At 42.8% G+C, this 13,401-nt stretch carries 11 protein-coding genes; 5 read left to right on the top strand and 6 right to left on the bottom strand.

Features of this window, described 5'->3' with window-relative positions:
* Positions 1 to 24 precede the first annotated feature (24 nt).
* From ACED29_RS15490 to ACED29_RS15480, 3 genes are read right to left on the bottom strand one after another with little or no spacing between them, the layout of a single operon-like run.
* Positions 25 to 957, bottom strand: a complete 933-nt coding sequence (locus ACED29_RS15490) for a hypothetical protein (protein ID WP_371698038.1) — start codon at positions 955 to 957, stop codon at positions 25 to 27.
* Positions 958 to 978: 21 nt separating this feature from the next.
* Positions 979 to 1,587 carry a GTP cyclohydrolase II gene (gene ribA, locus ACED29_RS15485; RefSeq protein ID WP_124016092.1) on the bottom strand — a complete coding sequence of 203 codons (609 nt, stop codon included), beginning with the start codon at positions 1,585 to 1,587 and terminating at the stop codon, positions 979 to 981.
* Between the two features lie 37 nt (positions 1,588 to 1,624).
* Positions 1,625 to 1,981, bottom strand: coding sequence for a YibL family ribosome-associated protein (locus tag ACED29_RS15480; RefSeq protein ID WP_124016093.1), 357 nt, complete (start codon positions 1,979 to 1,981; stop codon positions 1,625 to 1,627).
* Between the two features lie 443 nt (positions 1,982 to 2,424).
* Here ACED29_RS15480 and ACED29_RS15475 point away from each other — a divergent pair, with 443 nt between their 5' ends.
* Positions 2,425 to 4,902, top strand: coding sequence for a TonB-dependent receptor (locus ACED29_RS15475; RefSeq protein ID WP_371698037.1), 2,478 nt, complete (start codon positions 2,425 to 2,427; stop codon positions 4,900 to 4,902).
* Positions 4,903 to 5,096: 194 nt separating this feature from the next.
* On the top strand, positions 5,097 to 6,350 hold the full coding sequence (locus ACED29_RS15470) for an NADH:flavin oxidoreductase/NADH oxidase family protein (protein WP_371698036.1): 1,254 nt from the start codon (positions 5,097 to 5,099) through the stop codon (positions 6,348 to 6,350).
* Positions 6,351 to 6,429: 79 nt separating this feature from the next.
* On the opposite strand, the gene nrdG is transcribed toward ACED29_RS15470, so the two are convergent.
* The 3 genes from nrdG to rssA form a co-directional block, all read right to left on the bottom strand.
* The gene (nrdG, locus tag ACED29_RS15465) at positions 6,430 to 6,897 is read right to left on the bottom strand and encodes an anaerobic ribonucleoside-triphosphate reductase-activating protein (RefSeq protein ID WP_182723452.1); all 468 of its coding nucleotides are present in this window, start codon (positions 6,895 to 6,897) and stop codon (positions 6,430 to 6,432) included.
* On the bottom strand, positions 6,897 to 9,014 hold the full coding sequence (gene nrdD / locus ACED29_RS15460; protein ID WP_182723453.1) for an anaerobic ribonucleoside-triphosphate reductase: 2,118 nt from the start codon (positions 9,012 to 9,014) through the stop codon (positions 6,897 to 6,899). Before nrdD ends, nrdG begins: the two co-directional genes overlap by 1 nt.
* A 611-nt stretch (positions 9,015 to 9,625) precedes the next feature.
* Positions 9,626 to 10,564, bottom strand: coding sequence for a patatin-like phospholipase RssA (rssA, locus tag ACED29_RS15455; RefSeq protein WP_124016098.1), 939 nt, complete (start codon positions 10,562 to 10,564; stop codon positions 9,626 to 9,628).
* A gap of 183 nt (positions 10,565 to 10,747) precedes the next feature.
* Here rssA and ACED29_RS15450 point away from each other — a divergent pair, with 183 nt between their 5' ends.
* The 3 genes from ACED29_RS15450 (at position 10,748) to ACED29_RS15440 (ending at position 13,394) form a co-directional block, all read left to right on the top strand.
* Positions 10,748 to 12,103 carry a DEAD/DEAH box helicase gene (locus ACED29_RS15450; protein ID WP_124016099.1) on the top strand — a complete coding sequence of 452 codons (1,356 nt, stop codon included), beginning with the start codon at positions 10,748 to 10,750 and terminating at the stop codon, positions 12,101 to 12,103.
* Positions 12,104 to 12,234: 131 nt separating this feature from the next.
* On the top strand, positions 12,235 to 12,672 hold the full coding sequence (locus ACED29_RS15445; RefSeq protein ID WP_124016100.1) for a DUF3010 family protein: 438 nt from the start codon (positions 12,235 to 12,237) through the stop codon (positions 12,670 to 12,672).
* Between the two features lie 119 nt (positions 12,673 to 12,791).
* Positions 12,792 to 13,394 carry a YgjP-like metallopeptidase domain-containing protein gene (locus ACED29_RS15440; protein ID WP_259395322.1) on the top strand — a complete coding sequence of 201 codons (603 nt, stop codon included), beginning with the start codon at positions 12,792 to 12,794 and terminating at the stop codon, positions 13,392 to 13,394.
* The last annotated feature ends 7 nt before the right edge of the window (positions 13,395 to 13,401 follow it).

Below are 13,401 nucleotides of genomic sequence, written 5' to 3'. Positions count from 1 at the left end.
TTAAGAGGTAACCATTGCAGGGGCTTATAACGGAAACTCAAAAATCAATCGCCACACTTTAAGCCCACCACCGACTTGATAACTTAATCCAAAATGCTCTATTTCAACACTGTCTAAACCTATTGCACTCAAGGTAATAGGTTTAGAAAAAGCCAACGTAGTACCAATTTCATAAGTATATGAGGTTAATACATTATCCCCAACCGGCGAGACAAATTTTAGCTTATCGAAATACCAATGTCCGGCAATAAAAAATCTCGGTTCAACCCGAGTATCCTGCCACTGCCAATCATAATTAACCCCAAAATCAATACCGCTTTTAAACACGGAATAGCCTTCTGTACTGTCATTTTGATTACTTTGATAACCCGCATAATAAATCCGATTGACCCATACTGGAGTAAATAAAGGCGCATCGAGCTTATAGAGTGCAGAAATGCCAGTTGAAAAAATGCCTACATGGCTGGAAGTTGAAAAATTATGTCCATAACCTAAATCAACATAACTCTCTAAGGTTAACTTATCATCCACTCGCCAGTGATATTCAAGCCCAGGGGTTAACGTTATCGTACCAACACTTTTAGGAATGCTGCCTTGAGGTAAATCGTTAAATGAATAATCAAAAAAACCCAGCGATGCGGTAAAGCGAAGTTTAAGTAAATAATCGTCGGTTGAGTCAAGCACAAACCCCAAAGGAATATTGGCCACAGCAGCACTTTGGCCTGAGGTACGATAAATACCACTGCCTAAATAATTGGCAAACGCATAATGTGAAGCATCAGGTTCAGTGATTAATTGAGGGGATGTTGGTGAAGGTAATTCAGATCCATAGCTACCACTATTGCAAAAAAACAGAAGCGCTACCAATATTAAGCGAAAAAATACCGCTGCAAAGCGCACAGAAGCAAATGATGATGACCCAATAAGCTGTGTGTTCTGCCCTTGTCTCATCATCATTTAAACTATTTCTGTGCCAAACTATTCATCGTGGAAATGATATTCCGACATCATATGACCTAGCTCAGTGGACTTGGTCTTTAAATATGATTCGTTGTAGCGATTTTTACCGACTTGCAATGGAATACGTTCCACTACTTCAATGCCCACATTTTGCATTGCCATCACTTTACGCGGATTATTGGTCATCAACTTTACTTTGGTCACCCCAATTTGGGTTAACATCGGCAAAATCATGTCGTATTTACGCATGTCGGCTTCAAAACCCAAACGCAAATTGGCTTCTACGGTATTAGCACCCGCATCTTGGAGCTCATAAGCACGAATTTTATTGAGTAAGCCAATCCCACGCCCTTCTTGACGTAAGTACAACAAAAAGCCTTGGCCTTTTTCAGCGATACTTTGCATGGCGGCTTGTAATTGAAAACCACAATCACAACGTAAACTAAATAATGCATCACCGGTTAAACATTCAGAATGAACACGACCTAGCATAGGTTGAGTGGGATCCAGTTGACCAAATGTCAACGCAACGTGTTCTTTACCAGTAGCAATTTCTTCGAAACCGTGCATGGCAAAAACACCCCAAGGTGTGGGTAACTTAGATGTTGCGATATATTTTATCGGCATGAATTAACCTTACGACAACTAACTGTAAAAGAAAATATTAGAACTTAGCAGGAGCAAAACCCGTGACTTCTTTTATGCCCATCTCACGGCCTAACGCCGTTAAAGGATGCACAACCACTAAGCCTTTAACCGATTTATTTAACTTACCCATATCAGCTTGTTCAGCTTTGGTTAAAGTGCGCTTAAAACCGAGCGCTTTTAGTGCTGTACCTTCTTGACTAAACTGACGCGTTTGTTGGCCTTTAATACTCGCGATTCGCTTAGTAACAGTGGCCACTTCTTTCTTAAACTGCAGGACAATCGTGGCGTCGCCACGTGCTTCAGCCGCAGCTAATTTGCGACGAAACTTGTCTAATTTATCATTCAATGTCTGCAGTTCTAGCTTTAAATTCATTTGATTACCTTAAGTGCTTTGGTGTGTTAGTGAATCGTTTACGTTTATACGTTTATCACAACACCGTTTCGGAGGCAGATTATATACCCAAAACCCCCTAAGATGCGAATAGGAAACGCTGCTTATAGACATGAACTGGTAAAGTTTTTCAACCTCGATACACAATTTGGCAAGTACTACCCTGCGAAAAACCAACGCTACTATTCCACTTTGTCCTGACCTTGTGAGCATAATTAATGATTTTTATGGTCTCGACTCACTAATTCCTCGCTGATTTAACAGTTTAAAAGCTCCTCACCGCTGTCTAATTACCACTCATCTTGTTTAATTGTTCAGCAACCACATCTAGCAAAGCCGCTTTCTACAGCATTTCCGTCAAGCCACTATTGCAATACTTATGATAATCATTATCATTCGCATAAATATTAATGGAGGTCCATGTTATGTCGCCACTGCGTTTATCACTACTTGCTATAGCTTGCCAAAGTGCATTATTTCCCGTTTATGCTCATGCCCAAACACCTATTCCATCGCCAGAGATTATTGCACCAGCATCAAGTGATTCGAGCAGTGCATCAGACTCAGAACACTATGAGCGAATGACGGTTTACGGCAGACAAAATCAAGTAGTAATGAACTCAGGATTAGCGACTAAATCTGATATGTCACTTATGGAAACGCCTGCAGCGGTAGTGATCGTTGATGAGACACTCATCGACTCACAAGGCATCACCAATATGCAGGATTTAGTGCGTAACATAAGTGGTGTAACCCAAGCCGGTAATAATTATGGTATTGGCGATAACATAGTCGTGCGAGGGTTAGGTGCAAACTACACTTACGATGGTATGTATGGCGGCGCAGGTTTAGGTAACACCTTTAATCCCACTCGTTCATTGACTAATGTGAGTTCTGTTGAAGTTCTCAAAGGTCCAGCAACAGGGCTTTATGGTATGGGCAGCGCGGGCGGTGTAATTAACCTTATTGAGAAAAAGCCTGAGTTTGTTAGCAAACAACTGTTTGAAGCCGAAGTAGGTCAATGGGATACCTACTCTCTTATGGCTGATTCTACTGGCGGTATAACTGACGACCTAGCCTACCGTCTAGTGGCGAAAACCGCCCGTAGTACCGGTTATCGAGATCTAGGTACCGATCGCGATGAAATATATGGCTCGCTTAAATATGTGCTTAATGAAAATCAAAACATTATGCTATCAACGGCTTATATTAATGATGCCATCCCTGTCGACTCAATAGGCCATCCTATCCGCATCTATAATGCCGCCTCTGTCGAGGGCAAAACCGCAGGTGAAGTGAACTGGCAGGATTTGGTCAATGATCCAACCAATAATGGCTTACAGCTAACCGATCAACAACGTCAACAATTAGCGGATTCATTAAGTGCAAACGATGGCTTAACACCTTATCAATTTGGCCATAATGGTCTTATTTCACCGATGGCGAAAGACAACAAGGGTGAAGAGTTACGCTTTAAACTCAGCCATAATGTGTACTTAACCGATAATTTGTTTTTAAATCAGCAGTTGCAACACCGTGATTACGAAACCAGCTTTGCACGTCAAACTGGGGCTTATAATTACGTTTATTGGCGACGAAATGGCGTTATTAATGCCGATCCTCGTGCGCCTTTAGTTGAGGATGGCACCTTATACCCTTTTGCCGCCCGTCGTCAGGAATATCGCAAAGTCTCGGCAGAAGAAAAGTCGTGGCAGTATTTTGCTGATTTGCGCTATGACTTCGATATCGGCAATATCAGTAACGAATTACTGGTCAATGCTAACTTTGAAGACCGCGACATCCGCTTTAAACAATATTCGATTTACGATGCTGATTACACCTTGAAAGATGCCAATGGCAATCAATCTTATCAAGGAAGCTTGCCGTACATTTATGACATCCGTAACCCTAATTGGGGCGAGGGAGAGTTTGAAGAGTACGATCCGTTATTAACCAGTAATTATAATAAATCAGTAACGGCATGGGGGTTAGGTATACAACATGTGGGCTATTTAGGCGGCGGATTTACCAGTCGTGTTGGGTTTGCTTTTAACGAAATAAAACAAACTTACCAACACTTAGGCGTTGATGCTCGTTACAGCAGTAGCCTTGCGGATCCACAACCAGAAGCAGACACCACAGATAACGGTGTAACCTATAACTTAGGCCTAACCTATATGCCTACTGATGATATCTCTGTATTCATTAATCACTCTAAAGGTCGCACGACTTATAGTGTATTAGGTGATGTAAAAGGTAATGAAGCTGATCGTGATGATTCACAATCAATCAGTAATGATTTGGGTATTCGGATTAAAGCATTTGATGACCAATTACTGGCATCATTAGTATTGTTTAAAACCTCACGAACCAATGTAGCCTACAGCAATCCAGATTACGACAGTAGCGCAGTCACGCCTAACATTGACCCATACTTTTATAATGGTAGCGAAGACACCAAAGGGGTTGAATTAGATCTTAATGCATATTTAAGCGAACAGTGGAAAGTCAACGTTAACGCAGTTTACCAAGATGCCAGAGACAACCAAAACCCCAATAGTAATGATTATGGACAACGCCAAAAAGGCATACCTTATGTTACTGCAGGCGCTTGGGTAACTTATGCCGCAGCATTGGGCTTACCTGCGCCACTGTCATTAAGTTTAGGCGCTAAATATGTCGATGAACGCAGCACGCAGTCTAGCTCATTTGGCATACCTGACGGTTATGTCCCCAGTTATAGCGTCATCGACTCGGCTATTAGCTATGATGTTGAACGTTATAAAATTCAACTGAACATTAATAACCTATTTAATCAAACGTATTTCGATAAGGCCATGTTCTTAGGGGGTCTTCCTGGCGAAGAGCGTAATGCGAAGTTAACCTTAACTTATCGTATTTAAAAACATATCAATCTGGATTTTGTTTGCTCGAAATCTAGATCTCAATTTAGCGCTAAATTGAGTAACGAGATGATGAAAGCACTGCCTGTGGCAGTGCTTTTTTTATCGCTATCTAATGAGCATAATTGACTATTTAGGCTACATGTAGGATAAACGAAGCATTAATTCAATAGCTTATCTTAGGATGTTATTTGATGGCTAATACCATTTTTAGTCCATACACATTAACCAATGGTGCGATCATTGCCAATCGCTTAGTCAAAGCGGCAATGGAAGAGAATCTTGCCAACGTTCAGCAACAACCAGATCAAGCATTGTTCAACTTATACGATGCTTGGGCCAAGGGCGGTGTTGGATTAATGATTACCGGTAATGTGATGATTGACCCTTTAGCCATGACAGGCCCTGGTGGTGTGGTACTCACATCCAGCAGCGCACTTGAGCCGTTTATCCAATGGGCCAAAATAGCCAAGCAAAATAACGCCAGGGTGTGGATGCAAATTAATCATCCAGGCCGTCAGGTATTTAAAGCGATGGGGGGCAAAAATATTGCACCTTCAGCTGTCGCACTTGATTTAGGTAAACACTCATCGATGTTTTCTCAGCCTAAAGCAATGACAACCACTGACATTGATGATGTTATCCAACGCTTTGTCACGACCGCAAGCATGGCTCAACAAGCGGGTTTTGATGGTGTACAAGTTCATGCCGCACATGGTTATTTGTTAGCGCAGTTTTTATCACCGTTAACTAATCAGCGCGATGATGAATGGGGCGCAAGCTTAGAGAATCGAGCCAGGTTATTAATTGAAGTGGTCAAGCAAATTAGGCATAAATGTGGTGCAGATTTTGATATTGCGGTAAAGCTTAACTCAGCCGATTTTCAACGCGGTGGTTTTGATGTCGACGATGCCGAAAAAGTGATTAATATGCTCGCACCGCATCAAGTTGAAATGGTCGAGTTATCCGGCGGCAGCTATGAAGCCCCCGCAATGCAAGGTCGCAGCGCCGATGAGCGCACCTTAGCTCGAGAAGCTTACTTTTTACATTTAACCGCACAGTTAGTTCTGCGTAGTCCAATTGCGTTGATGTTAACGGGAGGCATTTATCGCCTGCCTGTTGCGCAACAAGTCGTTGATGCCGGCTTTGCCTTATGCGGCATTGCCAGCGCCCTTGCCTTTTATCCTGACTTAGCCAATGTATGGCGCAGTAAACCTGAGTTCACCCCCACTATGCCCACAGTGAATTGGCAGAGCAAACCTTTAGCCGGGCTAGCGACTATGGCAGTCATTAAACGCCAGCTTCGCCGAATAAGCCAAGGCAAACACCCTCAAATTAATGACTCCCCCATATGGAGTTTATTGGTCGATCAATTTAACACCAGACAACGTACTAAACGTTATCGTTATGGTTTAGGTCTTTCTAATGATCAACATGTAAACGATTAGCCTCTTAAAAATTAACGTGCTAATAATGAACCAGCTAACCATTAAAGCGCTGGCATTAAACGACTAGTCTTAAAAAACGCTAGCGCTTAAAACGATAAATCTGCTGATTGCTGCTGCCGCGCCATAATAACGCGGGATCGGCTTTATCTTGTTCAAACTTACCGTCGATGAGTACATCGACTAATGCCACCACAGCTTGCTGCTGTGGCGTGAGATCGGCCTGTTGATAACCAGTCCATAACCAAATGTCTTTATCGGGACATTCAGTATTTACCCTAGTCACTAATTGCAATACGGCTTCTAGATTAGCCGGATGCAGTGGGTCACCACCACTTAACGATAGGCCGCGCCGATAAATACGGCTGTCGGTTAAATCAGCAATAATCTGATCTTCTAACGCTTGGCTAAATACATGGCCAGCATCTACACGCCAAGTACTTTGGTTATAGCATCCCTTACAGGCATGCTCGCAACCGCTAACAAATAAGCAGCAACGGGTGCCCTCGCCGTTGATCACATCAACACTATGGTAAGCACTGTAATGCATTATAAATGCTTCACTCTGCGTTTAACTTCTTCTTGCTTACCAAAGTTAAACGGCCGCGCATCAGGACTGCCTAAATAACCACATACACGGCGAGTCACCGATACCCTACTAGGCTCATGGTTACCGCATTTAGGGCAGACAAAGCCCTTACTGGTACAATTGAACTCACCAATGTAGCCGCAATCGTAACACTCATCTATCGGGGTGTTAGTGCCGTAATATGGCACCCTGCTGTAGCTGTAGTCCCAGACATTTTCCAGTGCTTCAATGTTGTTTTGCATGTTAGGAAATTCGCCGTAGCAAATAAACCCACCATTAGCGATGGCTGGATAAGGTTGTTCAAAATCAATTTTATCAAAAGGATTCACTTTCTTTTCAACATCTAAATGGAAACTATTAGTGTAATAGCCTTTGTCAGTCACCCCAGGTACTACACCGAACTGGGTGGTATCAAGTAGGCAAAAGCGACTACATAAATTTTCACTTGGGGTACTGTACAAACTAAAACCATAACCGGTTTCTTGCTTCCAAGATTCAGTGGCTTGTTTTAGATGATGAATAATGGCGACCGCTTTGTCACGTAGTTGCGCGTTATCAAACACATGCTCAGCATTGCCATATAAAGCATTAACCGTTTCGTGCAGGCCAATAAAGCCTAACGAAATTGACGCACGGCCATTTTTAAAAATGTCGCTAACATCATCATCGGCATTTAAGCGTACACCGCAAGCACCTTCCATGTATAAAATCGGCGCAACACGGGCTTTAACCCCGGTTAAGCGTGCAATCCGCGTATCTAACGCTTTGCGAGCAACTAACAAACGTTCATCGAGTAATTGATAAAAACGCTGCTCATCTTTACCCGCTTCTAACGCAATACGCGGTAAGTTAAGGCTAACCACACCTAAATTATTGCGACCTTCGTGTACTTGTTGACCATCTTGTTCATAAACCCCCAAAAAGGAGCGACAACCCATGGGGGTTTTAAATGAACCAGTGACTTTAACCACCTGATCATAATTTAAAATATCTGGATACATACGCATAGTTGAGCAGGTTAAGGCCATCTTTTTGATGTCGTAATTGACGTCAGTAGCTTGATGATTGACGCCATCTTTAATGGCAAACACCAATTTAGGAAAGACGGCCGTTTTGCGGTTTTTACCTAAACCTGCCATGCGCACAGTTAACATCGACCGCTGAATTAAGCGAGACTCCCACGACACACCTAAACCAAAGCCAAAGGTCACAAACGGCGTTTGCCCATTGGCGGTATGCAAGGTGTTGACTTCATATTCCAACGACTGGAATGCATCATGACACTCTTTTTCGGTTTGCGTCATTGCATAACCTTCGACATCGGCTACTTGCCATTTGCGAGCCACAGCAAGGTGTTTTTGATAACTAATTTGCACAAACTCAGCCAACACTTCATCAATACGGTTAATGGTTGTGCCGCCGTAAATATGGCTCGCCACTTGGGCAATAATTTGCGCAGTCACCGCCGTTGCTGTTGAGATGGATTTAGGCGGTTCAATTTCTGCATTACCCATTTTAAAACCATGAGTTAACATGCCAGCTAAATCAATTAGCATGCAGTTAAACATCGGGAAAAATGGTGCATAGTCGAGATCATGATAGTGAATTTCTCCTTTCTCATGAGCGCTAACCACATCTTTAGGTAACAAGTGAGTTTTAGCGTAATGCTTGGCAACTATCCCTGCGAGTAAGTCTCGTTGAGTTGGGATCACTTTGGCATCTTTATTGGCATTTTCGTTTAAAATGGCATTGTCTGATTGCTCAACCAAACCACGAATAGCGCAGTTTAATTTACTCTGAGTCTCACGATGAGTGTCACGGTCGTGTCGATACTCAATATAGTGACGTGCCACCGACTTAAACGGTCCTGACATTAATAAGTTTTCAACTGCATCTTGTAGCTCGTGAATATCAACTTCGGTTTTGCAAGCCATTTGCTGCTCAACCGTTTGCGCTAACTGCAGCGCATATTGATGGTCAGCTTGACCTGCAGACTCCATTGCAGCCACAACAGCCTCTTTGATCCGACATCCATCAAATGCTGTCCGGCATCCATCCCTTTTCACGACTACAAGCATACAACCATCCTTACAAGCACTATATATAGAGCTTCAATTTACAAAAGACACAATATAGAGTGTATTAGATACATTAACGCTGAGTATTACTTTGATCCAGATCATAATTGTCGGCAGTACTTTTTATTGCAAATAACTTGCTATTCGCAATAGATATTGTAGGTGTGAAAAATGATTTTTATGACGGGAGATCGCATGGTAGAAAAATTGAAAATAGCATCGCGATATAAGATTGTGGCAAACAAGTTATCTCATAGGTAACAGTGTAGTTGTGGTTTTTAGCCGTTCAAAATGATGACTATTTCGATGACCTGGCATCAAATACAGCGTTAATGACAGTATCAACCGTATAAGTGACTTATTCATTACGACAAGATGAATACTCAGGACGAAGAGGCGCGACATGAGATTGAATAAGTCGAACTAATACAGATTGCGCCGATTAAACGCATCCCAGAATAAATAAGCGCCCTCTCCTTGATGCTGAACATCCATGTGATACCAATATCTGTACCACGATTGACAGGCACTGACTGATTAATCACCCATTAAGCACTTAGACGCGAACGGGTATATTGCCATCAATACACCAGTCCGACATCGCCTAAGTGTTACTTTAAGGTTGCTTCAATTAAATGATGAATATCTTTAACTGCCTGCTCACCCGCTTCAATGGCCTCTTTGGCGCGATGAAACTCCATGGTACCAATATCAGCCACATCGGGCACAATACAAATATCAGGTGGCTCGCCCATTAAACGCGAACGTTTATGGCGTTGTTCTAAAATATCCATGGATTGTGACATCACCGCCAACATACCAGGATGAGATTTTGAGCTGCCCATGGCCAGCTTATCGGTTAAGCCACTCATGTACTCTTTGCCTTTCCCCCATAAATCCATAAAGCCGGTTTCAAGCTCACGCTTTTGTTCAATAGGTTCTGACTTACTGGCTTTGCGGCTTTTTACTTGTTCTGGGATCAAATGCATTTGGCCTCGGCGATGAGCATTTAAATCTACCGCAATAACCACATCAACGCCCATCGAACGGGCTAATGAAACAGGAACCGGGTTGACGACTGCACCATCGACCACCCATCGATTACCTTGCTGCACGGGTGGTAAAAATCCAGGCATCGAACATGAAGCACGCACCGCATGGCGCAAGTCACCTTCTTTAAACCAAATCTCTTGCCCAGAATATAAATCTGTCGCCACCGCAGCAAACGGGCGCTGCAGTTGTTCAATATTAAGGTCACCAATACGGTTAGCTAAAACATCAAACACTTTCTCACCACTAATAAGTCCGCCTTTACGCCAGCCTAAATCCATTAGGCCAAGTACATCCCAGCTTGAAAAGCCACTGACCCAAGTTTCAAGCTCAGCCAAATGATCATTGGCATAAGCTGCGCCGACTAACGCCCCCACCGAACAACCAGCCACTTTGTCTGGGTAAATGTCTAACTTGGCTAATCCATTCAATACCCCAATATGTGCCCAACCTTTAGCGGCTCCACTGCCTAGCGCTAATCCCACGGTGAGCTTTGTCATCTTTGTTCCTTCCATACTCTGTATTCATCTTTACCATAAAGCTCGGCTTAGTCGACCAATGACCTCGTCGAACTCAGGCAATAATATAATGCTAAAAAATAGCATAACTAAAGCGACTCTTGTTGGCTATAGCAAGGTGAAACAGCTATAATCGTCGGCTTACATTTTTTAGGGGATCTACCTTTGCAATTTACCGATTTTTCGTTGGACAAGCGCCTGCTTGACAGTTTAAAGCACCTTGGCATTTCTACGCCTACCGATGTTCAAGCGCAAGCACTTCCCATTGCCTTATCAGGTAAAGATTTAATGGCATCGTCTAAAACCGGCTCAGGTAAAACCTTAGCGTTTTTGTTGCCTGCTATGCAGCGAGTGATATCCACCAGAGCATTGTCGAAAAAAGATCCGCGGGTATTGATTTTGTTACCTACGCGAGAACTCGCCCAACAAGTTTATGGCCAATTACGTTTATTAGTTGCTAATACCCAATATAAAGCCATTAGCGTACTTGGTGGTGAGAACTTTAACGACCAAGCTAAAGCCTTGGCCAGAGATCCGCATTTTATCGTTGCCACACCAGGGCGTATTGCCGATCACTTACAACAACGCCATTTATATTTAAACGGCTTAGAATTGTTGGTGCTAGACGAAGCAGACCGCATGCTCGATTTAGGTTTTGCCCCGCAATTAAAAGCCATCAACGATGCCGCCGATCATAAACGTCGCCAAACCTTAATGTTTTCGGCCACTTTAGATCATGACAGCATAGGTGATATTGCAGCAACATTACTGAAAACCCCAAGCCATGTCTCCATTGGTGAGTCTTACAGTGAACACAAAGATATTGAGCAACGGATTATTTTGGTTGACCATTTAGACCATAAACAAGCCTTGTTGCAGCATATATTAAGCCAAGAACAGCATAAGCAAGTGATTGTATTTACCGCGACGCGTTCAGATACAGACCGTTTAGCGACCCTGTTAGCCGCACAAGGTTTTGCCACCTCAGCGCTCAGTGGTGATTTAAAGCAATCGGCTCGTAACCAAATTATGGATCAATTTGCTCGAGGCCAATCGCAAATACTGGTGACTACCGATGTGGCATCACGTGGCCTTGATTTAATCAACGTCTCCTTAGTGATTAACTTTGATATGCCAAAGTTTGCTGAAGAGTATGTCCATCGTATTGGCCGAACAGGTCGCGCAGGCGCTAAAGGCGATGCAGTGTCGTTTGTGGGCCCTAAAGATTGGGACAGCTTTAAAAAAATCCAACTATTTTTACGTAAAAACTTTGACTTCACTGTAGTTGAAGGTTTAAAAGCCAAATTTAATGGCCTAAAAGACAAGCCTCAAGCAGCTAAAGCCGGTACCAGTGCAAAAGCCGCCGTAACCAGCAATAGAGCTAGCGTGGCGAAAAAAGCCAAAGCAGCCCCTAAGAGTGATAAACGCTTTATTACCGGGGTTGATGTAGGTGATGCACCTGTGCGCCGTAAAGTTAAACCGATTGTCATTATTGAAGACGACGGAACAACAGAAGACTAAACGGCACATCAATCGCTGATAAACTGCGATGACAGAATAATCAATGTAGGGCAGAACACGGCCCTACAACAAATGAACAATAACGAGCATGCTAACAGCATTATCGTATGAATAAACCAGTAAGGATTAACATGAAAATTTGTGGTGTGGAATTAAAAGGCGGCGAAGCCATTATCTGTTTACTGACCTATGAAGGCGAAACGTTTAACGTGCCAGCATGTCGTAAAGTTTCATTCAGTATTTCACAATCAGCTAGCACGGAATCCATTCGTGAATTTGATTTTGCGTTTAAAAAACTAATGAGCGATTATAAAGTTGATGAAATCGCCATTATTGAACGTGAGCAAAAAGGTAAATTTGCTGGCAGTGCCACCAGCTTCAAACTTGAAGCTACACTACAATTAATGGACCTTCCGGTTTCGCTTATTTCTCCTTTAACCATTAAAGAGCAACTAAAGCGCAACCCACCACAAGTTGACTTTGACTCATTGGACCTAAAACGCGTCCAGTTAAATGCTTTTGACGTTGCTTATGTTCAACATAATCGACTCATTTTCGGTAAAGTGTAAACACAGAACCTTTGTATTGTGGCGTTACCCATACCGAAAAAATGGTCGTGGTAGCGCCAGAACTAATCAGTTGATTTATGACAGACACTAAAACTAAAACGATCAAAGCCCCGCCTAAAATGCCAGTCAAATCGGCCAGCCAGTCATTAAAACCCAAAGCAGACCTCAGCCTGCTAGTCACTAGCGCAGATATCAAAAAACAGCAGAGTGAACAGAGCCCTTTACGTTACCTAAACGGTTATCGGCCTGATGTGGTTGATAAAATCCGCCAATTGGTTGATACCAATGCATTGGGTGATCACTTTCTAACCCGCTACCCCAAAGTACACCAAGTACGTACAGACAAAGCCTTATATGATATGGCCATCGCATTAAAAAACACCTACATGCGTCAGTCAGACCCATTAGCCAAAGTCATTTTTGATGAAAAAATTAGCTTGAGCCATCACGCGCTAGGTTTGCATTCTTATGTTAATCGCCGTCAAGGCAATAAAGTCAAAGCCAAAAATGAGATTAGAATAGCCTCACACTTAAAGCATATTCCGTTTGAGCTTTTACAAATGGTCGTGGTGCACGAACTGGCCCACTTGCGCGAAAAAGAACACAACAAAGCTTTTTATCAGCTGTGTACTTTTATGCTCGCCGATTACCATCAATTAGAATTTGATATGCGAGTATGGTTAGTCGCTGAAGAAGTTGGCCAATCGCCCTACGGAAAATAATCGAAGG

This window comes from Shewanella sp. 5S214 (assembly GCF_041439795.1).
In the GTDB taxonomy this organism is placed as follows: Bacteria; Pseudomonadota; Gammaproteobacteria; order Enterobacterales; family Shewanellaceae; genus Shewanella; species Shewanella vesiculosa.
Note: the sequence above shows the minus strand (reverse complement) of the source record. Positions and strands in the feature narration are given on the sequence as shown.